The sequence below is a fragment of the Teichococcus coralli genome, from assembly GCF_009829925.1.
Taxonomy (GTDB): domain Bacteria; phylum Pseudomonadota; class Alphaproteobacteria; order Acetobacterales; family Acetobacteraceae; genus Pseudoroseomonas; species Pseudoroseomonas coralli.
In genome coordinates this window covers 259,456-283,912 of the sequence record NZ_SNVJ01000001.1, presented here as the reverse complement: position 1 = coordinate 283,912, position 24,457 = coordinate 259,456, and the positions used below count along the sequence as shown (strand labels likewise).

General features: G+C 71.3%; 26 protein-coding genes and 1 riboswitch. Of the genes, 11 read left to right on the top strand and 15 right to left on the bottom strand.

Annotated features, from left to right (window positions below; genetic code table 11):
- Positions 1 to 37 precede the first annotated feature (37 nt).
- Genes folK through E0493_RS01300 form a run of 7 tightly spaced genes read right to left on the bottom strand, consistent with a single transcriptional unit; the run spans position 38 to position 6,104 of the window.
- Positions 38 to 529 (bottom strand): 2-amino-4-hydroxy-6-hydroxymethyldihydropteridine diphosphokinase, encoded by a 492-nt coding sequence (folK, locus tag E0493_RS01330; protein ID WP_160935100.1) that lies wholly within the window; start codon positions 527 to 529, stop codon positions 38 to 40.
- 13 nt (positions 530 to 542) lie between these two features.
- The gene (locus tag E0493_RS01325) at positions 543 to 2,189 is read right to left on the bottom strand and encodes an NTP transferase domain-containing protein (protein WP_160935099.1); all 1,647 of its coding nucleotides are present in this window, start codon (positions 2,187 to 2,189) and stop codon (positions 543 to 545) included.
- Entirely contained in the window at positions 2,186 to 2,887 is a 702-nt protein-coding gene (locus tag E0493_RS01320; RefSeq protein WP_160935098.1) for an XdhC family protein, read from the bottom strand. The genes E0493_RS01325 and E0493_RS01320 overlap by 4 nt, the downstream gene beginning before the upstream one ends.
- A gap of 1 nt (position 2,888) precedes the next feature.
- The gene (locus tag E0493_RS01315) at positions 2,889 to 3,218 is read right to left on the bottom strand and encodes an XdhC family protein (protein ID WP_160935097.1); all 330 of its coding nucleotides are present in this window, start codon (positions 3,216 to 3,218) and stop codon (positions 2,889 to 2,891) included.
- Entirely contained in the window at positions 3,215 to 4,405 is a 1,191-nt protein-coding gene (locus E0493_RS01310) for a vWA domain-containing protein (protein ID WP_160935096.1), read from the bottom strand. The genes E0493_RS01315 and E0493_RS01310 overlap by 4 nt, the downstream gene beginning before the upstream one ends.
- Positions 4,406 to 4,424: 19 nt before the next feature.
- A complete protein-coding gene (locus tag E0493_RS01305; RefSeq protein ID WP_160935095.1) occupies positions 4,425 to 5,357 on the bottom strand; it encodes an AAA family ATPase in 933 nt (310 codons plus the stop codon).
- 3 nt (positions 5,358 to 5,360) lie between these two features.
- Positions 5,361 to 6,104, bottom strand: a complete 744-nt coding sequence (locus E0493_RS01300) for an SRPBCC family protein (RefSeq protein WP_160935094.1) — start codon at positions 6,102 to 6,104, stop codon at positions 5,361 to 5,363.
- A gap of 201 nt (positions 6,105 to 6,305) precedes the next feature.
- On the opposite strand from E0493_RS01300, the gene E0493_RS01295 reads away from it, so the two are divergent.
- The 5 genes from E0493_RS01295 to E0493_RS01275 all read left to right on the top strand — a co-directional run bounded on the left by E0493_RS01295 (position 6,306) and on the right by E0493_RS01275 (position 11,902).
- Positions 6,306 to 7,760 carry a sodium:proton antiporter gene (locus tag E0493_RS01295; protein WP_235913521.1) on the top strand — a complete coding sequence of 485 codons (1,455 nt, stop codon included), beginning with the start codon at positions 6,306 to 6,308 and terminating at the stop codon, positions 7,758 to 7,760.
- Between the two features lie 19 nt (positions 7,761 to 7,779).
- A complete protein-coding gene (gene prpB, locus E0493_RS01290; RefSeq protein WP_160935093.1) occupies positions 7,780 to 8,706 on the top strand; it encodes a methylisocitrate lyase in 927 nt (308 codons plus the stop codon).
- A gap of 284 nt (positions 8,707 to 8,990) precedes the next feature.
- Positions 8,991 to 10,115, top strand: coding sequence for an ABC transporter substrate-binding protein (locus E0493_RS01285; protein ID WP_160935092.1), 1,125 nt, complete (start codon positions 8,991 to 8,993; stop codon positions 10,113 to 10,115).
- Positions 10,116 to 10,118: 3 nt separating this feature from the next.
- Positions 10,119 to 11,126, top strand: coding sequence for an ABC transporter permease (locus E0493_RS01280; RefSeq protein WP_160935091.1), 1,008 nt, complete (start codon positions 10,119 to 10,121; stop codon positions 11,124 to 11,126).
- Positions 11,127 to 11,158: 32 nt separating this feature from the next.
- Positions 11,159 to 11,902, top strand: coding sequence for an ABC transporter ATP-binding protein (locus E0493_RS01275; protein ID WP_160935259.1), 744 nt, complete (start codon positions 11,159 to 11,161; stop codon positions 11,900 to 11,902).
- Between the two features lie 39 nt (positions 11,903 to 11,941).
- On the opposite strand, the gene E0493_RS01270 is transcribed toward E0493_RS01275, so the two are convergent.
- Entirely contained in the window at positions 11,942 to 12,760 is an 819-nt protein-coding gene (locus E0493_RS01270; protein ID WP_160935090.1) for a glycoside hydrolase family 19 protein, read from the bottom strand.
- Between the two features lie 209 nt (positions 12,761 to 12,969).
- On the opposite strand from E0493_RS01270, the gene E0493_RS01265 reads away from it, so the two are divergent.
- Positions 12,970 to 14,685 carry a methyl-accepting chemotaxis protein gene (locus E0493_RS01265; RefSeq protein ID WP_160935089.1) on the top strand — a complete coding sequence of 572 codons (1,716 nt, stop codon included), beginning with the start codon at positions 12,970 to 12,972 and terminating at the stop codon, positions 14,683 to 14,685.
- A gap of 25 nt (positions 14,686 to 14,710) precedes the next feature.
- Here the strand turns inward: E0493_RS01265 and E0493_RS01260 are convergent, their stop codons facing one another.
- The 3 genes from E0493_RS01260 to E0493_RS01250 form a co-directional block, all read right to left on the bottom strand.
- Entirely contained in the window at positions 14,711 to 15,712 is a 1,002-nt protein-coding gene (locus tag E0493_RS01260; protein WP_160935088.1) for an ABC transporter substrate-binding protein, read from the bottom strand.
- A complete protein-coding gene (locus E0493_RS01255) occupies positions 15,709 to 16,467 on the bottom strand; it encodes an ABC transporter permease (RefSeq protein WP_160935087.1) in 759 nt (252 codons plus the stop codon). The genes E0493_RS01260 and E0493_RS01255 overlap by 4 nt, the downstream gene beginning before the upstream one ends.
- Entirely contained in the window at positions 16,464 to 17,195 is a 732-nt protein-coding gene (locus E0493_RS01250) for an ATP-binding cassette domain-containing protein (protein ID WP_202396832.1), read from the bottom strand. Before E0493_RS01250 ends, E0493_RS01255 begins: the two co-directional genes overlap by 4 nt.
- Positions 17,190 to 17,300: riboswitch (TPP riboswitch) on the bottom strand. Its footprint overlaps the gene before it by 6 nt.
- A 91-nt stretch (positions 17,301 to 17,391) precedes the next feature.
- On the opposite strand from E0493_RS01250, the gene E0493_RS01245 reads away from it, so the two are divergent.
- The 3 genes from E0493_RS01245 to E0493_RS01235 all read left to right on the top strand — a co-directional run bounded on the left by E0493_RS01245 (position 17,392) and on the right by E0493_RS01235 (position 19,497).
- Positions 17,392 to 18,528, top strand: a complete 1,137-nt coding sequence (locus E0493_RS01245; protein WP_160935085.1) for an acetoin utilization protein AcuC — start codon at positions 17,392 to 17,394, stop codon at positions 18,526 to 18,528.
- Between the two features lie 8 nt (positions 18,529 to 18,536).
- On the top strand, positions 18,537 to 19,010 hold the full coding sequence (locus tag E0493_RS01240; protein ID WP_160935084.1) for a DUF192 domain-containing protein: 474 nt from the start codon (positions 18,537 to 18,539) through the stop codon (positions 19,008 to 19,010).
- Between the two features lie 112 nt (positions 19,011 to 19,122).
- Positions 19,123 to 19,497: a YciI family protein gene (locus E0493_RS01235; protein WP_160935083.1), complete on the top strand. Its 375-nt coding sequence runs from the start codon at positions 19,123 to 19,125 to the stop codon at positions 19,495 to 19,497.
- Positions 19,498 to 19,775: 278 nt separating this feature from the next.
- Here E0493_RS01235 and E0493_RS01230 read toward each other — a convergent pair whose 3' ends face one another.
- Both E0493_RS01230 and E0493_RS01225 read right to left on the bottom strand, forming a co-directional pair.
- A complete protein-coding gene (locus tag E0493_RS01230; RefSeq protein ID WP_160935082.1) occupies positions 19,776 to 20,780 on the bottom strand; it encodes an MBL fold metallo-hydrolase in 1,005 nt (334 codons plus the stop codon).
- Positions 20,777 to 21,679 carry an ATP-binding protein gene (locus E0493_RS01225; RefSeq protein WP_202396831.1) on the bottom strand — a complete coding sequence of 301 codons (903 nt, stop codon included), beginning with the start codon at positions 21,677 to 21,679 and terminating at the stop codon, positions 20,777 to 20,779. Before E0493_RS01225 ends, E0493_RS01230 begins: the two co-directional genes overlap by 4 nt.
- Before the next feature lie 118 nt (positions 21,680 to 21,797).
- On the opposite strand from E0493_RS01225, the gene yajC reads away from it, so the two are divergent.
- Positions 21,798 to 22,145: a preprotein translocase subunit YajC gene (yajC, locus tag E0493_RS01220; protein WP_160935081.1), complete on the top strand. Its 348-nt coding sequence runs from the start codon at positions 21,798 to 21,800 to the stop codon at positions 22,143 to 22,145.
- 82 nt (positions 22,146 to 22,227) lie between these two features.
- Here the strand turns inward: yajC and E0493_RS01215 are convergent, their stop codons facing one another.
- Positions 22,228 to 22,866, bottom strand: coding sequence for a superoxide dismutase (locus E0493_RS01215; protein WP_160935080.1), 639 nt, complete (start codon positions 22,864 to 22,866; stop codon positions 22,228 to 22,230).
- A gap of 156 nt (positions 22,867 to 23,022) precedes the next feature.
- On the opposite strand from E0493_RS01215, the gene E0493_RS01210 reads away from it, so the two are divergent.
- Positions 23,023 to 23,862, top strand: coding sequence for a phytoene/squalene synthase family protein (locus E0493_RS01210; RefSeq protein ID WP_160935079.1), 840 nt, complete (start codon positions 23,023 to 23,025; stop codon positions 23,860 to 23,862).
- Positions 23,863 to 23,937: 75 nt separating this feature from the next.
- Here the strand turns inward: E0493_RS01210 and E0493_RS01205 are convergent, their stop codons facing one another.
- The gene (locus E0493_RS01205) at positions 23,938 to 24,411 is read right to left on the bottom strand and encodes an Lrp/AsnC family transcriptional regulator (RefSeq protein ID WP_160935078.1); all 474 of its coding nucleotides are present in this window, start codon (positions 24,409 to 24,411) and stop codon (positions 23,938 to 23,940) included.
- Between the last annotated feature and the right edge of the window lie 46 nt (positions 24,412 to 24,457).

Genomic DNA, 24,457 nt, shown 5'->3' with positions numbered 1-24,457 from the left:
CGCGGGTGCGAAAGGCAAGTTTCGCGGGAGGGGGCACCTAGAGCCTTCGCATCGCGGCTGGCGGCAGCCCGGCCAGCAACGCCTCAACATCCTGCCCGAGCCGCGGATGCACCCAGCCTGGCGCCACCTCGGCCAGCGGCTCCAGCACGAAGCGGCGCAGATGCGCGCGGGGGTGCGGCAGGATCGGGTCCGGCGCGTCCCGTACCGTCTCGCCCAGGGCGATGATGTCGAGGTCCAGCGTGCGCGGCGCGTTGGGGTAGGGGCGCTGCCGCCCCGCCGCCTGCTCCAGCTTCTGCAGCGCAGCCAGCAGCGCCGCCGGCTCCGGCGCCCCCTCGCAGCGCGCCACGCCGTTGACATACCAGGGCGCGCCCGGCGCGGGCGGCTCCGGCGCCGTTTCCCACCAGGAGGAGAGGGTGGTGACACGCAGGCCGGGGATGCCGTCCAGCGCCGCCGCCGCCGCCTGGCAGGTGGCCAGCGGCACCGACCCGTTCATGCCGGGCAGGTTGGCGCCGAGCGCGATCAGGATCATGCGCCGTGCCGCCTCAGACCCGCCCGGCGAAGTCGGGCGCCATGCGCAGCGCGTCGGTGGTGTCGAAGTCGCGCAGCACGGCGTCGTTGGCCATCTCCACCTCGGCCACGCGCTCGGCGTATTTTCCGGCCAGGTGGCGGGCGCCGACATCGCCGGTGATCTCCATCATCTCCGGCAGGAAGGCGCGCGACCACAGCATCGGGTTGCCCTGCTTGCCGCGGAAGGTCGGCATGACGATGGCCCGGCCCTCCTCGGGGTCGAAGGCGCCGATCAGCCGGTCGAGCATGGCGCCGGTCACCAGCGGCATGTCGCCCAGGCAGACCAGCACGCCTTCCGTTTCCGGCGGCAGCGCCCCGAGCCCGGCCTTGAGCGAGGCGGAAAGCCCCTCGGCATAGTCCTCCGTATGGGCGAAGTGCACGGGCCTGCCGGCCAGCGCCTCCTCCACGCGCTGGCTCTCGTAGCCGGTGACGACGATCACCGGGCGGGCACGGCTTTCCAGCGCGTTGCTCACCACCCGCGCCACCATCGGCACCCCCTTGTCGTCGGGCACCAGCAGCTTGTTCAGCGGCGCCATGCGGCGGGAGCGGCCGGCGGCCAGCACCAGCACCGCCACCTGGCGCGGCCGGCGCGGCGCGGCGCCGGACACGGTCTGCCGCGCGGCGGCCTCACGGGGCAAAGGGCGGCTGTCGATCTCCTTCAGCAGCCCGCCGACGCCCATGCCGGCGACGTCCTTTCCCGTCACCGGCAGGCCGGCGAAGAGACGCTGCAGCACCCAGTCGAACCCGTTCAGCTTGGGGCTGCGGGCGCAGCCGGGCAGCACCAGGGCGGGCACCTCGCCGATGCGGCCGAGGCAGATCAGGTTGCCCGGGTCCACCGGCATGCCGAAATGCTCGATCCGCCCCCCGGCGCGGACCACGCCCGCCGGCCCGGCGTCGCGCCGGTCCACCACGGCGGAGGCGCCGGCCACCAGCAGCATCTCGGCGCCCGCCTTCCGCAGCCGGCCCAGCGCCTCGGCAATGGCGCCTTCCTCATGCCGGCAGCGCTCGGGCGGCAGGAGCTGGCCGGCGAGGGCGGTGACCCGCGCCTCGGTCGCCTCCACCGCGCCTTCCATGATGCTTTCCTTGAGGCCGGGCAGCTTGGTCAGCACCAGGCCCACCTTCAGCGGCCGGAAGGGATGGATGGCGAGCGCCCTGCCGCTGCGCGCCACCGCCTCGGCCACCTGGAGAACCCCGCCGGGCACGGCGAAGGGGATGACCTTCACCGTCGCCAGCATCTCGCGCGCCGCGACCGGCGTGTGGTTGGGCAGGGTGGCGAGCGTGACGCTCTCGTCCAGCGCGTTGAGCCGGTTGACCAGCGTCTCGTTCACCACCAGCAGCCCGGCGGCATCGGCCTGGATGTTCACGCGGCCGGTGGCGGCGCGGGTCCGGGCCAGCAGCGGCCCGAGCAGCGCTTCGCCAAGGCGATGGGCGGCCTCGTTTTCCGGCACGTCGCCGGATTCCAGCCGGGCGGCGATCACCTCCGCCTTGCCGGCCTCGCGCAGCGCGGCAATGGCCTCGGCGTCCAGCACCGTACCCTTTTTCAGGACGCGACCCGGCAGGCGCAGCGTATGAGCGAGGATGGCGCCCTGCGCCTCGTCGAGCGGGGTGGGGCCGAACTTCATGCGGATTTCCTGTCGGCCAGCGCGGCACCGCGGCGGCGGGCGACGATCTCGGCCAGGATGGAGAGTGCGATCTCGGGAGCGGTGACGGCGCCGATGGAAAGGCCGACCGGCGCGGCGATGCGGCCGATCTCGGCCTCGGTCAGCCCGGCCTCGGTGAGGCGTGCCACCCGCTTGGCATGGGTGCGCCGGCTGCCCAGCGCGCCGATGTAGAAGGCGGGGCTGCGCAGCGCCACCTCCAGCGCGGGGTCGTCGAGCTTGGGGTCGTGGGTCAGTGTCACCACCGCCGTGCGGGCGTCGGGGGCGAGGCTGGCCATGCCCTCGTCGGGCCAGTCGTCCACCAGCGTGACGCCGGCGCCGAAGCGCTCCTCGGTCGCGAAGGCGCGCCGCGGGTCGATGACGGTGACGGCGTAGCCAAGCCCCGCCGCCAAGGGCACCAGCGCCTGGGCGATGTGCACCGCGCCCACCACGATCAGCCGCAGGGGCGGGTTGTGCGGCTGAATGAACCAGGCCGTGCCCTCATGCTCCAGCGTGGTGGCGGCGTCCTTCGCCAGCGCGGCCCCGGCGGCCTCCGCGAGCGTGGTCGGCGCGGCTTCGTCGGGGTAGAGGAGCTGGGCGCCATCAGCCAGCCGGGTCAGGACCGCGACGGCGCGGCCCGCCATGCGTGCAGCCTGCAGGCGCTGGAGGAAATCGGCCTCCATCTCAGCGCTTCCCGTCCAGCCGCTCGACGAAGACCTTCAGCTTGCCGCCGCAAGCCAGGCCGACCTCCCAGGCGCGCTCGTCGCTGATGCCGAAGTCGAGCAGCTGCGGCTGGCCGCTCTCCATGGTCTGGCGGGCGGCATCGGCCACCGCGCCCTCGATGCAGCCGCCCGAGACGCTGCCCGCCATCCGCCCCGAGGCGGTGACGGCGAGCTGCGAGCCGGCCGGGCGGGGCGAACTGCCCCAGGTCTCCACCACGGTCGCGAGGGCCACCGTCTCGCCATGGGCGAGCCAGCCGGCGGCGGTGGAGAGGATGTCCTCCTGATCGCTCATCGCGTTCCTCCGGATACGGGGCGCGGCGCGCGGCCGGAAAGCGTCTCGACCAGGTCGCGCAGGCTCTCGATGTTGTGGACCGGGCGATGCTCATGCACCAGGGGGAGCATGACACGGATGCCCTGGGAGCGTGGCTGGAAACCCGCGAAGCGCAGCAGCGGGTTCAACCAGATCAAACGGCGGCAGGAGTTGCGCAGCCGCTCGGTGGCGGCGCCCAGCCGCGCCAGTTCCTCCGGCCCGCCACGCTCCAGCCCGTCGGTGATCAGCAGCACCACCGCGCCCTGGCCGAGCACGCGGCGGGCCCATTGCTTGTTGAACAGGTCCAGCGCCTCGCCGATGCGGGTGCCGCCGGACCAGTCCGGCACGATGTGGCTGACCATCTCGAAGGCCGCCTCGGGGTCGCGGTGGCGGAGCTGGCGGGTGATGTTGGTCAGCCGGGTGCCGAACAGGAAGCTGGCCACCCGGTCGCGCTCGTTGGTCACGGCGTGCAGGAAGTGCAGCAGGATCTGCGCGTAGCGCGCCATGCTGCCGGAGATGTCGCAGATCACCACCAGCGGCGGCGGGCGCACCACCCGCTCGCTGCGGCGCAGGTCCAGGATCTCGCCGCCCTGGTGCAGGCTGGCGCGCAGGGTGGCGCGCAGGTCGGCGCGGCGGCCGGCGGCGGAGGGGCGGAAGCGGCGGGTCGGGCGGGCATCGAGCGGCAGGACCAGCTTGCGGATCTCCGCCTTGGCGGCGGCGATCTCCGTGGCGCCCATCGCCTCGAAGTCCATCCTGCGCAGCGCCTCGCTGGCGCTGGTGGTGAGCGTCGCGTCGAACTGCCGCTCCTCCTTCGGCGGCTCGGGCGGGGGCGGCGGGCGGTGGCCGGCCATGGCCTCGGCCAGGCGGCGGCTGCCCGGGCCCGGCTTGGGCGGCGGCTTGGCCCCCTGCATCGCCTCCGTGGCGGCGGCGTGCTGCCCCGCCTCCGGGTCGCGCCAGTAGATCAGGAAAGCGTGGTCGAAGATCTCGGCATGCTCGTGCCGGTGCACCATGGTCGCGCGCAGGGCGGCGCGCACGACGCGGCGGTCACCGATGTCCACCAGCGTCAGCGCCTCGGCCCCGGCCAGCACCTCGGTCGGGCCGACCGGCAGGCCGGCGCGGCGCAGCAGGCGGCCGAAGCCGAGCAGGTTGGCGGCCAGCGCCCCGCTCATGCCGCCGCCCCTGCGGCGCTCAGAACGGCATGGCCGGGCGCGGCGCGGCGGCCTCCTTGGCGGCCTCGACCAGCCGCGCCGCCTCGGCGCCGCGCAGCTTGGCGATGTCGTCCTGGTACTTCAGCAGGGCACCCACCGTCTCATCCACCAGCGCCGGCTCCAGCTCCTTCGCATCCAGCGCGCGCAGGGCGGCGGCCCAGTCGATCGTCTCGGCGACGCCGGGATACTTGAAGAAGTCGCCGGAGCGCAGCGCCTGCACGAAGGCCACCACCTGCGCCGAGAGCGTCTCCGACAGGCCGGGGTGACGGCTGGCCAGGATGGCCCGTTCGCGCGCCGCATCGGGGTAGTCCACCCACTGGTAGAGGCAGCGGCGGCGGATGGCGTCGTGCACCTCGCGCGTGCGGTTGCTGGTCAGCACCACGATGGGCGGGGTGTCGGCGCGGATGGTGCCGAGCTCGGGAATGGTGAGCTGGAAATCGGCCAGGATCTCCAGCAGGAAAGCCTCGAAGGGCTCGTCCGCGCGGTCCAGCTCGTCGATCAGCAGCACCGCCGGCGGGCCGGAAAGGGCGGCCAGCAGCGGCCGCTCCTGCAGGAAGCGGCGGTCGTAGATGCCGCGCTCCAGCGCCGCGCGGCCTTCCGCCGTGTGCGCCTCCCCCGAGGCTTCGGACAGGCGGATCGCCATGAGCTGCTGGGCGTGGTTCCACTCATAGGCGGCGGCCGAGAGGTCCAGCCCGTCATAGCACTGCAGCCGGACCAGCCGCCGCCCCAGCCCGCTGGCCAGCACCTTCGCGATCTCGGTCTTGCCGGTGCCGGGCTCGCCCTCCAGGAAGAGCGGCCGGCCCATGGCGAGCGCGAGATGCACGGTGGTCGCCAGGCTGCGGTCGGCGACATAGCCCCCGGCCGCGAGCAGGCGCTCGGTCTCCTCGACGGTGCGGGGGAGGGTGCCGCTCATGCCTCAGCCCAGCACGAAGAGCAGGAACAGGATCACCAGCCAGACCGCCCCGCCGCCCCAGAACACCACCGGCAGGCCGAAGATGTCCCGCGGCAGCAGCGAGAAGAGCGAGAGCTGCGGCGGCGAGCCGGGAGAGGAGCCGGGCACGGCGGCCGGGGGCGAGGGGCGCGGGCCGGCGGCGGCGTCCACCTTGGCGACCTCGGGGTGCAGCGGGCCGGTCTCGCCCAGCACCTTGTCGCCCATGCGGGGCGCGGAGAGGGTGGCGGCGGCGAAGCGCTCCTCGGCATCGGCCTCGGCGACCGGCTTGACCGCGACGGTCTCGGCGAAGCGGGTGAAGAACTGGTCGGCCATGGACTTGGCGGTGCTGTCGATCAGCCGCGCGCCGAGCTGCGCCATCTTGCCACCCACCTGCGCCTTCACGGCGTAGCGCAAAAGCGTGGCCTGCGGGCCTTCCTCCTCCAGGTTGACGTCGGCGCCGCCCTGGGCGAAGCCCATGGCGCCACCGTTCCCCTCGCCGCCGATGGTGTAGGAGGCGGGCGGGTTGAGGTTGGTGAGCTGCACCTTGCCGGTGAACCGCGCGCTCATCGGCCCGATCTTGACGGCAACGCGCGCCTGGAAGGCATCGTCCCCGACGCGCTCGACCGACTCGCAACCGGGAATCGAGGCGCGCAGAATCTCGGGGTCGTTCAACCCCTCCCAAACGGTTTGGCGGGGCGCCTCGATACGCCGTTCACCGGTCATCTCCATGCGGCATTCTCCCTCTCTGCGGGCTGAAGCTAGGACGTGCGGGCCTCAGGGGGAAGTCCACCCCCCCTTCCCGGCCAGTCTGGCGGGGGCGGGTTGGCGCCCTGGGCTGGGCTGGTGTAGGGCAGGGTGCCGGTTAGCCGGACGGGCCCGCCGCCGCGGCGGCTGCGCTGACGAAGAGGAGAGGCCATGCCAGGAGGCGCGTTGCGGCGATGGGCCGTGTCGCTGGGGGCGATGCTGCCCGTTCTGTTGATCGCCGGACCGGCCCTGGCCGCCACCGGAGCTGCCGCGGGCGAGGAGGCCGCGCTCTCCCTGCTCTGGGGCATTCCCTTCGCCGGCATGCTGCTGTCCATCGCCTTGATGCCGCTGCTGGCCGGCCATCTCTGGCATCACCACTACGGCAAGATCGCGGCAGGGTGGGCGTTGCTGTTCCTGGTGCCCTTCGCCGCGCTGCACGGGCCGGACGCCGCCTGGCACGAGTTCACCCATGTGCTGGTGGGCGAATACCTTCCCTTCATCACCCTGCTCCTGGCCCTCTACACCGCCGGGGGCGGCGTGTTGCTGCGTGGCACGCTGGTGGGCACGCCGGGCGTCAACACCGCGCTGCTCGCAGCCGGCACGCTGCTGGCCAGCATCATGGGCACCACGGGCGCCTCGATGGTGCTGATCCGGCCGCTGCTGCGGGCCAATGCCGGGCGGCGCCGGAAGATGCACAGCTTCATCTTTTTTATCTTCCTGGTGAGCAACATCGGCGGCAGCCTGACGCCGCTCGGCGACCCGCCGCTCTACCTGGGTTTCCTGCAGGGCGTCTCCTTCTTCTGGCCCACCGAGCATATGTTCAGCGAGTTCCTGTTCTGCGCCATCCTGCTGCTCGCGGTGTACTGGCTGATGGACACCTGGCTCTATGCCCGCGAACAGCGCGAGATCGTCGAGGAGGCGGCGGAGGAGGCCGCCGAGCACGACCACGTGGCCGACAGCGACCATGAGCCGCTCGGCATCGCCGGCTGGATCAATGTGGGGCTGCTGGCCCTGGTGGTGGCCGGCGTGCTGATGCAGGGAATCTGGCTGCCGGGCGAGGTGGCGCTGCTTGGCCAGCCGATCGGCCTGGAGCGCATCGCGGCGATGCTGCTCTTCCTGCTGATCACCGCCGCCTCGGTGCTCTGGACCCCGGCCGGCATCCGCGAGACCAACGGCTTCACCTGGGGCGCCATCCTGGAGGTGGCGAAGCTCTTCGCCGCCATCTTCCTGACCATGGCGCCGGTGCTGGCCATGCTGAAGGCGGGGCTGGAGGGGCCGCTGGGCGGACTGGTGGCGATGACCACCGACCCCAACGGCCAGCCGATCCCGGAGGTCTATTTCTGGCTGACGGGCGCGCTCTCCTCCTTTCTCGACAACGCGCCGACCTATCTCGTCTTCTTCAACCTCGCCGGCGGCGATGCCACGCACCTGATGGGCGACGGCGCGCTGACGCTTGCCGCGATCTCCTGCGGCGCGGTGTTCATGGGCGCCAACTCCTATATCGGCAACGCGCCCAACTTCATGGTGAAGGCCATCGTGGAGGAGCAGGGCGAGCGGATGCCAAGCTTCTTCGGCTATTGTGGATGGGCGCTGGTCTTTCTGGTGCCGACCTTCATCCTGGTCACCCTGCTGTTCTTCTGAGGCAAGAAAGGATGCGCCCATGCCCTACGTGATCGCCGACGACCTGCCTGACGCCCCCGCTGGCCAGCGCTTCCGCGCCCTCCTGGAGCGGCCGCAGATCCTGCGCATGCCCGGCGCCCATCTCGGCATCGCCGCGCTGCTGGCGAAGCGCGCGGGCTTCGAGGCGCTCTATATGTCCGGCGCGGCGATGTCCGCCGGCATGGGCCTGCCCGACCTCGGCATGATCACGGTGGATGACGTCGCCTGGCACATCCGGCAGGTGGCGCGCGCCTCGGGCCTGCCGGCCCTGGTGGATGGCGACACCGGCTATGGCGAGGCGCTCAACGTCATGCACATGGTCCGCAGCTTCGAGGAGGCGGGCGCCGGCGCGGTCCACCTGGAGGACCAGCTGCTGCCCAAGAAGTGCGGCCACCTCAACGACAAGAAGCTGGCCGATGCGCGGGACATGGCGGCCAAGGTCGCCGCCGCCCGCAAGGCGCGGCGGCACCTCTACCTGATCGCCCGCACCGACGCTGCGGCCAGCGAGGGCATGGACGGCGCCGTGGCCCGCGCGAAGCTCTACCTGGAGGCTGGGGCGGACGCGATCTTCCCCGAGGCGCTGACCAATGCCGAGATGTTCCGCGAGTTCGCCCGCCGCATGCCAGGGGTGAAGCTGCTGGCCAACATGACCGAGTTCGGCCGCACGCCCTTCTTCACCGCCGAGGAGTTCGAGGCGATGGGCTATGCCATGGTGATCTGGCCGGTCAGCCACCTGCGCGTCGCCGCCAGGTCGATGGAGGAGTTGTACGGCGCCATCAACCGCGACGGCGGCACGCAAAGCATGCTCTCCCGCATGCAGACCCGCGCCGAGCTGTACGACACCATCGGCTACCACGATTACGAGTCGTTGGATTCGACCCTGGTGCGGACCGTGGTGCCACAAGGCATGCCCGACCAGAAGCAGTAAGGCGGCATCCGGCCCGTTCGTTTCCGATAGGGCGGCCAAAGCCCGATCACGCCGCGTTGTTTAGGGAAGCGGCTCCGCCTGTACAGGCGGAGCCGCTTTCGCGTTGAGCAGGCGTCGCCACCCATGCTTCCTTTCCGGTGACGGGGAGTGCCCCCAACACGGAGACCCGTCGTATTTCCCCGATTGACACGTTGAAGATCGTTGTTTCCTATAAACACGAATTCCAACAGTGCTTGACGCGCCGTTCGATCGCTTGTCGCGCGGTGCAGAGCCAGGAGCACATCATGTCCGTCATCGGGAACCCGCAGGACTCCTTGCCTCGCCCGCGGCCGCTGGCTGGCGCCCTGCGCCGCCGCGCCCTGCTCTCCGCCCTTGGCGCCGGAGGGCTGTCGCTCCCGCTGGCGGGCTTCGCGCCGGCCGGGGCCCAGCGCCGCACCTTCGAGGCCTTGCTGGACGCGCCGCCAACCTGCCTGCATCCGATCGCCGCCGCCGTGCCGGCAGGGGAGACGCGCAAGCTGAAGCTGGCCTGGAACGCCACCTCGGTCTGCACTTCGCCGGTCGAGGTGGCGCGGCGCAGCGGCATCCTGGCGAAGCATGGCCTGGAGGTGGAGCTGGTGAATTTCGGCGGCTCGACCGAGATGCTGCTGGAGGCCATCGCCACCCGCAAGGCGGATGCCGGCGTCGGCATGGCGCTGCGCTGGCTGAAGCCGCTGGAGATGGGCTTCGACGTGAAGGTGACCGGCGGCACCCATGGCGGCTGTCTGCGGCTGATCGGCGCCCCCGGCGCCGGCATCACCACCGACATCGAATCCGTCCGCGGCAAGACCATCGCCGTCAGCGACATGGCGGCGGCGGAGAAGAACTTCTTCGCCATGCTGCTGAAGCGCCGCGGCCTCGATCCGGACCGCGACGTGACCTGGCGCGTCTTTCCCGCGCATGTCTTCGCCCTGGCGCTGGAGCGCGGCGAGGCCCAGCTCGTGGCGGCGAACGACCCGATCGCCTGGAAGCTGCGGCGCGACAAGGACCTTGTCGAGGTGGCGACCAACCTCTCAGGCGAGTGGGCCGACCGTGCCTGCTGCATCATCGGCGTCTCCGGCGCGCTGGTGCGGAACGAGCCGCAGGTGGCGGCCGCGCTGACCCGCGCGCTGGCCGAGGCGCAGCACGCCGTGGCCATGAACCCCGAGCTGGCGGCCGATGCCTTCGTCGAATACACGCCGGGCAAGGTGACCCGCGAGGACCTGCTGGAGATCCTCAAGAGCCACACCCACGGCCACAGCCCGACCGGCCCGGACATCCGCCGCGAGATCGAACTTTACGCGGAGGAGCTGAAGTCGGTCGGCGTGCTGCGCGCCAGCACCGATCCCAAGCGCTTTGCCGCGCGCGTCACCGCCGACGTGCTGAGCGCCTGAGCGATGAGTGCCTCCACCGCGCTGAACGCACCGCTGCCCGCCACCGGCGCGGCGGGGCGGCCGGCCGCGCGTCTCTGGGCCGGCGGGCTGCTGGCCGGGGCTGCCTGGATCGGCGCCGCGCTGCTGATCGCGCTGTTGCCGGACGCAATCGAGGTCGGCCGCACCACCGAGTTGGCGGCCTCGGCCGGGCTGATTGGCCTTGCCCTGGCGCTCGGCAGCCTCGCCATGCCGCTGCTCGGGGCTGCCGGGGCGCGGCTGCGGCGGGCCGGCCCCTGGCTGACCGTGCTGCCGCTGGCGCTCGCCGCCTGGGAGCTGGCGACGGCCAAGTTCGCCCTGCTGCCGCTGCCCTTCTTCGCCTCGCCGCAGGGGCTGCTGGAGGTCTATCTGGAGGACTGGCCGCGCCTCGGCGAGAGCACGCTGCGCTCGCTCTGGCTGCTGCTGACCGGCTATCTGCTCGGCGCCGCGGCCGGCTTCGTCGCCGGCGTGGCGCTCGGCTGGTCGCGCGCCGTCGGCTACTGGGTGCATCCGGTGCTGCGGCTGTTGGGGCCGCTGCCGGCCACCGCCTGGCTGCCGGTCGCCTTCTTCGTCTTCCCGACCAGCGGCAGCGCCAGCACCTTCCTGGTCGCGCTGGCCACCTGGTTCCCGGTGACGGTGCTGACCTGGTCGGGCGTCTCCGGCGTCAACAAGGCCTATTACGACATCGCACGCACGCTGGGTGCCAGCCCGACCTTCCTGGTGCTGAAGGTGGCCGTCCCGGCGGCCCTGCCGCAGGTCTTTGTCGGGCTGTTCATGGGCCTCGGCGCCTCCTTCTCCGTGCTGGTCGTGGCCGAGATGCTGGGCGTGAAGGCGGGCCTCGGCTGGTACCTGCAATGGGCGCAGGGCTGGGCGGCCTATGCCAACATGTATGCCGCCCTGCTGGTGATGGCGGTGATGTGCTCCAGCCTCGTGACGCTGCTGTTCAAAGGGCGTGACCGGCTGCTGGCCTGGCAGAAGGGGACCGTCCGGTGGTGAGCGTCGCGCTGCAAGCCACGGCCGCCGCCGGCATGGCGGTGGACATCCGGGGCGTCAGCCACGCCTTCGACCTGGAAGGCCGGCTGCTTCCGGTGCTGGACGGCATCGACCTGCAGGCAGCGCCGGGCGAATTCGTCGCGCTGCTCGGCCCCTCCGGCTGCGGCAAGTCCACCCTGCTGCGGCTGCTGGCCGGGCTGGACCAGCCCAGCGAGGGTGCCGTGCTGGGGGATGGCGCGCCCATCACCCGCCCCGATCCCTCCCGCGTGCTCGTCTTCCAGGACCCGACGCTCTACCCCTGGCGCACGGTGCGGGCGAACGTCGCCCTCGGGCTGGAGGCGCGCGGCCTGCTGAAGCGGCAGGGCCACCGCGCGCAACAGGCGATCGACACGGTCGGCCTGACCGGCTTCGAGCAGGCCTATCCGCACCAGCTCTCCGGCGGCATGGCGCAGCGGGTGGCGCTGGCGCGCGCCCTGGTGAACGACCCGCGCCTGATGTTGCTCGACGAGCCGCTGGGCAAGCTGGACAGCCTCACGCGACTGGCCATGCAGGGCGAGCTGGTGCGGCTCTGGCAACGCTCGGGCATGACGGCGCTGCTGGTGACGCACGACGTCGAGGAGGCGCTGATGCTGGCGCAGCGCGTGGTCATCTTCGGGCCGCGGCCGGCGCGGATCGTCGGTGAGCTGGTGGTGGACCGGCCGCACCCGCGGCACCGCGACGATCCCCACCTCATCGCCCTGCGGCGCGAGGCGCTGGCGCTGCTCGGCCTCTCCGGCTGAGGGGCGCGCGGCGCCGGAACGGGCGCCGCGCCTTTCAACTCACCGCAAACCGAGCGCCTCCATCACGGGGAGGTCCACGCCGCTGCCGTCGGGCAGGTCCTCCTCGGCACGCAGCGTGGCGATCGCCGCCAGGCTGCGGCGGCCAATGATGCCGTCGATCGAGCCGTCATAAAGGCCCCGCGCCCGCAGCGCCGTCTGCACGGCCTTGAGGTCCTTCACCGTCAGGGCGAGCGGGCCGTTCTCCTCCCAGGGGATGCAGCGCTGCGCGCGCTCCAGCCAGGCGAAGCGGTCCTGCAGCCCGACCAGCCCGCCGTTGATGCGGCGCGTGACGGCCGGGAAGTCTCCCTGGTCGCAGAGCGGGTTCAGGCGCTTCCATCGCCAAAAGGCGCAAGCGGCGGCGAGCGCATGGGCGGGGTGGTTGGCGAGGTCCGGCTGCTCCTCCAGCGGCAGGCGCGCGATCTGGCCGACCTGCCGATAGGCATCGCGTCCTGTAAGCTGGATATAGCCACGGCCCCGGTAGCGGAAGCCGTCGCCCGGTCGGTCGTTGCCCATGCGGCCGCCATAGACCGCCTCGGCCAGCTTCTCGGGCGCGCGGGCGAACGGCTCGGCCGCCTCCGGTGTCGGAAAGCGGCCCGGCCAGACCTGCATCAGGCGGGCGGCCGAATAGCTCAAGGCTTCCTCCCGCACCTGCAATCCACAGGACTCGTGGCCGAGCTGGGCGAGAAAGAAGTGGCATCGCTGGCGGGCGGCATCCAGCCTGCTCAGGCGGAACAACGCGGCGGCCTCGGCGGCGAAGGCGGCCAGATGATCCGGGTGGGCGGCGGGATAAAGACGGCGGAGCTGAGAAGCGGACAGCATGGGCGGGGGTTTCCGGGCAGTCAAAGGTAAAAAATCCTATACCGGCGTACGGTACCGCAAGTAAAGGAAAATATTCCGCTTTGGCCGCGGCGCCGGCGCCGCTGGACATGCGCGCGAGCCTGCACGGCGAGCCGTGATCTTCAGCTTTCCTTAGCGCGGCGCAGGCAAGATCAGCGTGATGTCCCGCCCTCACACGCAGGCCAACCGCAATGCTTCACTGGAACCTTCCGGGCCTTAGAAACCAAGGCGTCCTGCAGGCCGCGAATCACTCCCTGGCGATCATCGAGTTCACCCTCGACGGCACGATCGTGCGGGCGAACGACAACTTCCTCCAGGCCATGGGCTACACGCTGGCGGAGGTGCGCGGGAAGAAGCACGCCATGTTCGTAGACCCCGCGGAGGCCGTGAGCGGCCCTTACCGCGCCTTCTGGGAGGAACTGCGGCAAGGCCGCGCCCAGGTGGCGGAGTTTCGCCGCCTGGCCAAGGGCGGGCGCGAGGTCTGGATCCAGGCCTCCTATACGCCCATCCTCGGCCGTGGCGGCAGGCCGGTGGGCGTGGTCAAGTTCGCCACCGACGTGACGCAGGCCAAGCTGCAGGCGATCTCCGACCAGACCCAGGTTGCCTCCATCCGGAGATCGCAGGCCGTCGTCCACTTCGCCATGGACGGGACCATCAAGGATGCCAACGACATTATCCTGCGGATGATGGGCTACGAGCGGAACGAGGTCGTCGGCCGCAACCACCGCATGTGCCTCTTCCCCGAGCAGGCCGCCAGCCGCGAATACGCGAACTTCTGGGAGAGGCTTCGGGGCGGCGAGTACCTGGCGGGGGAGTACAAGCGGTGCGGCAAGAACGGCCGCGAGGTCTGGATCATGGCGACCTACACGCCTGTCCTCGGCCTCGACGGCAAGCCGGTCGAGGTGGTGAAGTTCGCCACCGACATCACCGACAGCAAGCTGCGCAACGCCGACTTCCGCGGGCAGATCGAAGCCATCCACCGGTCGCGGGCGGTGATTGAGTTCACCCTCGATGGCACCGTCCTGACGGCCAACGACAATTTCCTCACAGCCATGGGCTACGACCTGGCGGAGATCCGTGGCCGCCATCACAGCATGTTCGTCGATCCCGACCACGCCGCCACGCCCGACTACAAGACCTTCTGGGCCAAGCTGCGGCGCGGGGAGTTTCACGCGGCCGTCTACAAGCGTCTCGGCAAGGGCGGGCGGGTGGTCTGGATCTCAGCGACCTACAACCCGATCCTCGACCTCGAGGGCAAGCCCTGCAAGGTGGTGAAGTATGCCACGGACGTGACGCTTCGCACCGAGGCGCGCCGCAGGGCTATCAGCTTCGCAGGCGAGACGCTGACCAAGGTCCGCTCCGTCGCCGCCGCGGTCGAGCAGATGAGTGCCTCGTCCACGCAGATCGCGGAAACCATGCGTCAGTCGCAGGGCGTGGTGGAGGAGATCACGCGGCAGACCAGCGACGCCAACCATTCCACGCACCGCCTGCGCTCGGCGGCGAGCGCGATGGACCAGGTGGTGCAGCTCATCCGCTCGATCGCCGCCAACATCAGCCTGCTGTCGCTGAACGCGACCATCGAATCTGCGCGCGCCGGCGAAGCGGGCAAGGGCTTCGCGGTGGTGGCGAACGAAGTGAAGCAGCTCGCCAACCAGACCACCGCCGCGACGCAGCAGGTGGCGCAGGAGATCGAGTCCATGCAGACGGTTTCCGCCGAGGTCGCCAGCGCGCTCGGCGTGATCGGCGCCTCGGTCGAATCCCTGCTCCAGTTCGTCGGGGCCGCCAGCGGCGCGGTGCAGGAGCAAAGCTCGGCGACGCTGGAAATCTCCTCCAACATGCAGGCCGCATCGGATGATGTCGCCGGCATCAACCGCAGCCTGGCCGAGGATTCGGAGAAGGCAGTCTAGGGAGGCCGCCGGCTCCGGGCGGGCCTCAGGCCGGCGGCAGCTCCACCGCGTAGTCCGCTAGGGGCGGCACGCTGCGGATCATCTTCTTCTCCGCCAGGAAGCGGGCGAAGCGCTCGTAGCGGTTGCCGTCGAGCGCCGCCGGGCTCAGCGAGAAGCGGGTCAGCGTGTCCTTGAAGGCGCGCTTGTTCAGCTCGTTGTCCAGCTCCTTGCGCGGGCCCTCGATGAACATCTTCCAGCTTTCCTCGGGGTTGTTGACGAGAAAGGTGGTGGCGCTCTCCAGCGCGTCCATGAAGCGGCGCAGGGCGGCATCCTTGGCGCGGTCACGATGGGCGACGTAGATCAGCTCGTCATAGATCGGGAAGCCGTGCTGCTCCGGGTAGAAGGCGCGGCCGGGGCGGCCCTCCAGCTCCATCTGGTGCAGCTCGAAGTTGCGGAACCCGCCAAGGATGGCGTCCACCTGCCCGGACATCAGCGCCGAGGACAGGCCGAAATTGACGTTCACCAGCGTGACGTCCTTCACCGACAGGCCGACCGTGCCGAGGATGGTGCCGACCGCCACCTCCTCGAAACCGGCCGTGCTGAAGCCGATCTTCTTGCCCTTCAGGTCCTCAAGCCGCTGGATCGGCCCGTCGCGCAGCACGGAGAGGGTGGAAAGCGGCGTCGCCACCAGCGTGCCGACGCGGACCAGCGGCAGGCCCTGGTCCACCGCCAGGTGCAGGCTCTTCTGGTAATAGACGCCGAGGTCGGCCTGCTTCGCCGCCACCAGGCGCGGCGGATCGTTCGGATCGGCGGGCGCGACGATGCGCACGTCGAGCCCCGCGCGGGTGAAGTGCCCGCCCTCGCGCGCGATGATGATGGGCGCGTGGTCCGGGTTGACGAACCAGTCCAGCATCAGGGTCAGCGAGGCCGGCGTGCCGCCGGCGGACTTCGCGGGCGCGGCGGCCTGCGCCCGCGCGGCGGCGGGCAGGGCGAGCGCGGCCAGTGGAAGGGCGAGCGCCGGCAGCGCGCGGCGGGTGAGGCCGGTCATGGGGTTCCTCCGTCGTGTTCGGAAAGGGCGTCGGGCTGCCAGGGCAGCAGCGCCCGCAGCAGCCGGTCGGTGGCGAACCACAGCGCCATGGCCATGGCGGCCAGGATGGCGAGAGCGGCGAACATCATGTCCGTCTGGCTGCGGCCATTGGCCTGCAGCATGACGTAGCCAAGGCCGGAGGAGGCGCCGACCCATTCGCCCACCACGGCGCCGATCGGCGCCACGGCGGCGGCCACGCGCAGCCCGGAGGCCAGCGCCGGCAGCGCGGCGGGCACGCGGATGCGCCAGAGCGCCGCCGTCCGGCTGGCGCCCATGGTGGCGGCGAGGTCGAGCCAGCCCGGCTCGGTGCGGCGCAGCCCGTCATAGAAGGCGGTCGCGACGGGAAAGAAGATGATGATGGTCGCCATGGCGACCTTGCTGGCGGCGCCGAAGCCCAGCCAGAGCGTCAGCAGCGGCGCGATGGCGAAGACCGGGATGGCCTGGCTGGCGATCAGCAGCGGCAGCAGCCAGCGCCGCCCGCCGCGCCAGGCGGTGAGCAGCAGCGCCACGGCGATGCCGAGCAACGTGCCGATCAGCAGGCCGAGCAGGATTTCCGTCGCGGTGGTCACGGCGTGGCCGGCCAGGATGTCCCAGCGCTCCGCCAGCACCGTGGCGACCCGTATCGGCGCCGGCAGCAGGAAGGGCGGCGTGCCGCTCCAGCGGACGAAGCCCTCCCAGGCCAGCAGCAGGCCGAGCGCGGCGAGCAGTGGCCTCATGCGGCCTCCGCCAGCCGTTCGAGCAGCGCCGCCTGGGCCGCCAGCACCGCCGGGTCGTGCGCGGCGCGCAGCGGCGGGGCAGGAGGCATCGGCAGGTCCTCCGGCACCGCGCCCCGCGGACCTGGGCGCAGCACCAGGATGCGATGCGCCAGCCGCAGCGCCTCCAGCGGGTCATGGGTCACCAGCAGCACCGTGCGCCCATGAAGCAATCCGGCGGCGAGGGATTGCAGGCGGTGGCGCGTGGGGGCGTCCACGGCGGAGAAGGGCTCGTCCATCAGCACGAAAGGCCGGTCCTCCATCAGCGTGCGGGCCAGCGCGGCGCGCTGCCGCATGCCGCCCGAGAGTTCCGCCGGGCGCGCGCCCTCGCGCCCCTCCAGCCCGACGGCGGCGATCAGCGCGCGGGCGCGGGGCTGGTCCGGCCGCTCGCCGCGCAGGCGGGCGCCAAGGCAGACATTGTCCAGCAGGGTGAGCCAGGGCAGCAGCAGGTCCTGCTGGCCCATCCATGCGACACGACCAGCAAGCGGGGCGCCGTCAGCGGGCGCGACGCGGGCGCCGGCGGGAAGCGGCAGCAGCCCGGCCAGCAGCCGCAGCAGGGTGGACTTGCCGACGCCGGAGGGGCCGAGCAGCGCCGTCACCTTTCCGCCAGCGAAGTCCAGCGTGGCGGCGCTGAGCACCGCGCGCCCGCCCAGGCGGATTTCAGGGAGCGATACGCCCAGGCCAGGCGCCATGCGGACCTCCGATCCCTTCGCCGGCATGACCCGGATCAGGTTCAAGGGGTCGCGGGGCCCATCCCCGCCTCTCAGCCCACGAATCGGGCTCCCCCCGGACAATGGGCTGCATTAACGACGGGTGGCGGTTCCGCGCAAGATGCGCTCGCACCCCCGCGCCTTGCCGACTTCGCGACCCGCACCCATTCTGCGGGAAATGAGCGCTGCGCCTCTGCTGATCGGGTCCGAGATCTACCGGAACTCCACCTACGGGCCGAAGCACCCCCTGGCGATCCCGCGCGTTTCAACCGCGCTCGACCTGATTCGCGCGCTCGGCTGGCTGGACCCCGCGCGCTATATCGACAGCCCGCGCGCCACGCCGGAGCAGCTCGCGCGCTTCCACCATCCGGAGTATGTCGCCGCCCTGCAGGCCGCCGAGACGGCGCAAAGCGTGCCGCCGGAGCAGCGCGAGCGCTTCCACCTCGGCGCGCGGGGCAACCCGATCTATCGCGAGGTGTTCCGCCGCCCCGCCACCGGCGCCGGCGGGGTGATGCTGGCCGCGCGGCTCACCGCGGAACATGGCGGCATCGTGCATGTGCCCGGCGGAGGCACGCATCATGGCCGGCCGGACCGCGCCAGCGGCTTCTGCTACCTGAACGATGCCGTGCTCGGCCTGCTGCGATGGCTCGACCTGGGCCTCACCAACATCCTCTACCTCGACATCGACGCCCATCACGGCGACGGGGTTCAGGATGCCTTCCAGGGCGATCCGCGCGTCTTCACCCTCTCGATCCACGAGGCCGGGCGCTGGCCCTTCACCGGAGCGCTGGAGGACCGTGCGGGCGGCCATGCCCGCAACATCCCCGTGCCGCCCGGCCTGAACGACAGCGAGTTCAACTATCTCTGGCGGCAGGCGGTGCTGCCGGTGGTCCGCCATCTGCGCCCGCAGGCCATCATGCTGCAATGCGGCGCCGATGCGCTGGAGGAAGACCCGCTGGCCCGTCTCTCGCTCTCCAACAACGCCCACTGGGAGGCGGTCCGCAGCGTCATCGGCCAGGCGCCGCGGCTGATCGTGCTGGGCGGCGGCGGCTACAACCCGTGGTCGGTCGGGCGCTGCTGGGCCGGCGTCTGGGGGGTGCTGAACGGCTACGCCCCGCCCGAGCGCCTGCCGCCCGCAGCGGAGGCGGTGCTGCGTGCCCTGACCTTCCCGCGTGCCGCCGGGCGCAATCCACCGGAGCACTGGTTCACCACCCTGCGCGACCCGCCCAGGCCGGGGCCGGTGCGGGGCGAGCTCCGCCACCTCGCCGCCGCGACGCTGGAAGGGCTGCCGGAACCCTTCCTCGGCGTGGCATAAGGCATGCCATGCACCGCCGATCCCTGCTGGCCCTGCTGGGCCTCGCCGCCATGATCCGCCCCGCCACCGCCCAGGAAAAGGCACAGCCACGCCTGCCCACGGAGCCGCTCACCATCGTCACGCGCGATGGGAAGCGGCACGGTTTCACCGTGGAGATGGCGCTGACGCCCGAGCAGCAGCAGGTCGGGCTGATGTTCCGCCCGGAGGTGAAGCCCAGCGAGGGGATGCTCTTCGACTGGGGCAGCCCGCGCCAGAGCGACATGTGGATGAAGAACACCATCGCCCCGCTGGACATGGTGTTCATCAGCGCCGACGGGCGCATCCACCACATCGCTGAGCGCACCGTGCCGCAGAGCCTGGCGACGGTTGAGAGCCGCGGCCCGGTGCGGGCCACGCTGGAACTGGCGGCCGGCACGGCGGAGCGGCTGAACCTGCGGGTGGGCGACCAGGTCATCCAGCGGATCTTCGGCAACGCCCGCTAGAAGCCCGCGGCCATCCGTGCGGAGATGCCGCCGGGGCGGCCTGCCCTGCGGAGGAGCCTTCCGCAGGCGCCGGGGGCGATCCTGGCCGCCGCCAAGCAAGGGAGGCAATCGGATGCGCGTGATGGTTCTGGTCAAGGCGACAAAGGACAGCGAGGCCGGCCTGATGCCCTCGGCCGAGCTTCTGGAGGCGATGGGCAGGTTCAATGAAGACCTGATCAAGGCAGGCATCATGCGGGCGGGCGAGGGGCTCAGGCCCTCCTCGCAAGGCAAGCGCGTCGCCTTCGATGGCGCGGGCCGCACGGTGACCGACGGACCTTTCCCCGAGACCCGCGAACTGGTCGCCGGGTTCTGGCTGTGGGAGGTCAGGGACATGGCGGAAGCGGTGGAATGGGTCCGGCGCTGCCCCAACCCCATGCCCGGCCCGAGCGAGATCGAGATCCGCCCGCTCTACGAGATGGCCGATTTCGCCGAGCCGCCGCAGCGCTAGAGCGGTTTCCGTTCGCTTTGGCTCACTTCAAGCACTCTAGCCATTTGTTTTGAAGAGCATCTTGACCCGATCGGGTGATTTCACCTGATCGGGATCTGCTTTAGGCGCCGAGGGCGGCTCCAGCCCGCGCGGCGTGTGCGGGCACGGGAGAACGCAGGCAGAACGGGAAGCGGGCGCCACTTATCCCCAGTTTCCGGGGGCAACCCTGTGGATATGCGGGTGGACGGCGCGTTCTTCTCTTTGACTTTGCACGCTCCCTACCTCGCGCCGCCGGCGGGTCAGACAGGCACCAGCACGGTTTCCCCGCAGCCGGGCACGCGGAACTGCGCCTCGGCCAGGCCGGCGGCCTCTCGGGCGGCGCGCAGGGCGATCTCCGGCGCGTCGATCCCTTCCTGGGTCAGCTTGAAGGTGCCGAAATGCATGGCCAGCGCGTGGCTCGCGCGCAGGTCGAGGAAGGTGCGCACCGCCTCCTCCGGGTTCACGTGCACCACCTGCATGAACCAGCGCGGCTCATAGGCGCCGATCGGGATGAGGGCGAGGTCGAAAGGGCCGCAGCGGGCGCCGATCTCCCGGAAATGGTCGCCCCAGGCGGAATCGCCGGTGAAGCAGATGCGGCCACCCTGCGGGCCGGTGATGGCGAAGCCGCCCCAAAGGCTCCGCGCGCGGTCATGCAGGCCACGGGCGGAGAAGTGCCGGGCCGGCGTGTAGCGTAGTGTGCCGCCGCCCGGCAGCGGTGCCTCGTCCCACCAGTCCAGCTCCACCACGTCCCGCATCCCGTGCTTCGCCAGCAGGGGGGCGTTGCCGAGCCCGGTCAGGATGCGGGGGCGGAAGCGGCGGTGCAGCCGCCGCAGGGTGGGGATGTCGCAGTGGTCGTAGTGCTTGTGGCTGAGCAGCACCGCGTCGATCGGCGGCAGGGCGTCGAAGTCGAGCCCCGGCGGGCGCACCCGCTTCGGCCCGGCGAAGCGGAAGGGGCTGCAGCGCTCGCTCCAGATCGGGTCGGTCAGGAGGGTGGGGCCGCCATGGAAGCGGATCAGGAAGCTGGCATGGCCGATGAAGGTGACCGCCGCATGGCCGGGCGGCGGCGGCGCGGGGGGCGGGAAGGCGGGGTTGGCCACCTTCTCCGGCCAGGGCTGGCCCTTGCCCTCCCGCATCATCCGCAGCAGCGCCCGGAAGGGCTGGCCGGGCACCGAGCCGTCCGGGTTGAGGAAGATCTTGCCCCGCCGCTGCGCGCCCTTGGGTGCGGTCAGGGCGGGCTGGCGCGGCTGCGGGGCATGTTCGTTCATCCCGGAAGGGCTACGCCGAGCCGCCCCGCCAGGTCCAGGATGAACTGCCAGGCGACCCGCCCGGAGCGGCCGCCGCGGGTGACGGACCACTCGGTGGCCGCGCGGCGCAGCTCCTCCGCGCCGATCGGCAGCTCAAGCGCCGCCGCGTAGCCCTCCACCATGGCGAAGAAGGTGGGCTGGTCGGCGTTGTGGAAGCCGATCCAGAGGCCGAAGCGGTCGCTGAGGGAAACCTTTTCCTCCACCGCCTCGCCGGGGTTGATGGCGGTGCTGCGCTCGTTCTCGATCATGTCGCGCGGCATCAGGTGGCGGCGGTTGCTGGTGGCGTAGAACAGCACATTGGCCGGGCGGCCCTCGATGCCGCCGTCCAGCACCGACTTCAGCGCCTTGTAGTCCTGGTCCTCGCGCTCGAAGGAGAGGTCGTCGCAGAAGACCAGGCAGCGGCGCCCCCCACGGAGCGGGCCGGACCGGTCCTCGCGCAGGATGTTCAGCAGCTCGGGCAGGGTGCGGATGTCCTCGCGCTGGATCTCGATCAGCGCCAGGCTGCCCGGCCGCTCGGCATTGGCGACGCCATGCGCGGCCTTGACCAGCGAGGACTTGCCCATGCCGCGCGCGCCCCAGAGCATGGCATTGTTGGCTGGCAGCCCCTGCGCGAAGCGCAGCGTATTCTCCAGCAGCAGCGCCTTCTGCCGCTCCACCCCCTGCAGCAGCCCGATCTCCACCGCCGCGACGCGCGCCACCGGGGCCAGCCGCGCCGGCACGCCATGCTCGCCGGGATGCCAGACAAAGGCGTCCGCGCCTTCAAGGCTGGGATGGGCCGGGGGCGGCGGCGCCAGGCGCTCCAGCGCCTCGGCGATGCGTTGCAGGGTGGGCAGGAGCGGGTGGGGGTCGGATGAAGGCAAGGCGGGGACGCTCCAGCAGGGCCGCAGGGGGTTTTACCCCCGTGCAGGGCCGGGTGTTGACGGCAGGGGCCGGGAGGCTAGTTTCGCGCGCCACCCCCGGCAAGACGGAAGCACCGCAATGTTCATCTCGACCGCCTATGCCCAGGATGCCGCAGCCGCCGTTGGCGGCGCCGGCGCCATCGTCATGCAGCTCGCGCCGCTGTTCCTGATCTTCGTTGTCTTCTATTTCCTGCTGATCCGCCCGCAGCAGAAGCGTGCCAAGGAACACCGCGAGATGCTGGGTGCGCTGAAGCGCAACGATCGCGTTGTCACCGCCGGTGGCATCCTCGGCACCGTCACCAAGGTGAAGGAGGGCTCGGAGGAGGTCGAGGTCGAGATCGCGCCGAACATCCGCGTCATGGTGGTCCGCAGCACGATCAGCACGCTGGTGCGCCCGATGGCGGCCAACGACAGCAAGCCGGCCTGACCCGCGCCGCTCCGGCAGCGGGCACGAAAAAGGGCGCCGGGGCCTCAAGCCCCGGCGCCCTTCGCCTATCCGGTGGCCGGGCTTACGCCGACTGGCCGGACTTCATGCCGCCGGCCTCCATCAACGCCTCGACCTGCTCCCAGTTGACCAGCTTGGCCAGGAAGTTGTCGAGATAGCCGGGGCGGACGTTGCGGAAGTCGAGGTAGTAGGAGTGCTCCCACACGTCCACGCCGAGGATCGGGGTGCCCTCGCCGGTGGCGACCGGGTTCGAGCCGTTCGGCGTCTTGGTGACCTTGAGCTTGCCGCTCTGGTCCATGATCAGCCAGGCCCAGCCGGAGCCGAACTGCGTCACGCCGGCCTGCTTGAACTGCTCCTTGAACTGCGCGAGGCCACCGAAGTCCTCGTTGATCTTGGCGCCGATCTTGCCGGGCAGGCTCTCGCCGCCGCCGTTCGGCTTCATCACCTGCCAGAACAGGATGTGGTTGTAGTGCTGGCCGGCCTGGTTCAGCACCGGCAGGCCATCGGCGCCGGCCTTGCCGGCATCGGCGACGATCTGCTCCAGCGACTTGCCGGCCAGGCCCTTGCTCTCGACGAGGCCGTTCAGCGCCGTGACATAGGCCTGGTGGTGCTTGCCATGGTGCAGCTCCAGCGTCTCCTGGCACATGCCGGAACCGGCGAGGGCGGAAGTGTCGTAGGGGAGCGGAGGAAGGCTGAAGGCCATGGGCTGTTCTCCTGAATGGAGTGGAATCGGACGGGCAAGCAACGATCAACGCCGTCACCCGGCGCCACGCGGTCAAACAGCTAGGCGTGCCCCGGGGGAGCGTCAAGCAAGCACCCCCGCTGTCGTTCGGCACGGATCTGTGTTCATAAGCCCGTCATGGCCGATCCCGCCCCGCTTTCTCCGCTCGCCGAGCTGGCCCGCCGCAACGACCCGGACCGCTTCCTCTGCTCGCTCTTCGCGCCCCCCGAGCGGCGCGAGACGCAGTTCCTGCTGATCGCCTTCAACCATGAGCTGGCCCGCGCCCGCGTGGCGGCGAGCAACCCGATGGCGGCGCTGATCCGCCTGCAATGGTGGCGCGAGGCGGTGGAGCAGGCCGGTGCCGGTACGCCGCCGCGCCGGCACGAGGTCGCCGGGCCGCTCGCCATCGCGCTGCGCGAGGGCCGCCTGGAGGCTGCCGACCTGCTCGGCATGATCGACGCGCGCGAGGCGGAGACGGAGGAGGAAATCCCGAGCCGCGGCGCCTTGCTGGCCTATCTTCGTGGTTCGGCCGGCGGCTTCGCCGTGGCATCGGGGCGGGCACTCGGCGCACCGGTGGAAAGCCTGCCGGGCCTGCAGGGAATCGGCGCCGCCTATGGCATGGCCGCGTTGCTGCGCGCCATTCCGGCGCAGGCACGCCAGGAGCGCAGCCTCCTGCCGGCCGACCTGCTGGCCGGACACCAGCTCACCCCGGCCGACGTGGCACGCAACCCGGCGACGGCGGGCGTCGCCGCCGTCGCGCGCAGCCTCGCCGAGGAGGGGCTGGCACTGCTGCGGGAAAGCGAGTCGCGGGTCGGCCGCCTGCCGCGCGGCAGCATCGCCGCGGCACTGCAGGGACAACTGGCACGGCGCGACCTGCGCCGGATGCTGGCCATCGGCTGGGACCCCTCGCAGCCGCCACCGCCGCGCGGGCTGGGGGACCGCCTCGCCGTGATGTGGGCGGGGTGGCGGAGGGGGTAGAAGAACAAGGCCGAGGCGCAGGATCGCCCCTCGGTTCCGGTTCGTTTCTGTTCGCCTGACCTGGCCGATCGCGGCTCAGTCGCCGTTGGCCGCCGGGCGGGGGCGGATCACGGTGCGGATGGCGAAGGCCGACTGGATGCGCGCCACTCCCGGCAGGCGGGAGAGCCGTTCCTTGTGGATGCGCTCGTAATCCGCCGCGTCCCGCGCCTCCACCCGGATCTGGTAGTCCGCCGTGCCGCTCATCAGGTAGCACTCGCAGACCTCAGGGCATTGCCGCACCGCCGCCTCGAAGCGGTTGAAGGCCTCCTCCGTCTGCCGCTCCAGCGTGATCTGCACCATCACCACCGTGCGCCCCTGCAGCGCCGGATCGGCGATCACGGCGGTGTAGCCGCGGATGACGCCGCTTGCCTCCAGCAACCGCAGCCGGCGCAGGCACGCGGAGGGGGAGAGGCCCACGGCGGCGGCCAGCGCCGCATTGCTCATCCGCCCGTCGGACCGCAGCAGGTGCAGGAGCTTGCGGTCGAGCGGATCGAGCACGGGCGGCTGCATTGATGAGACAGCTTTCGCAGAAAATTCGACTTCTGATCGGCGAAAT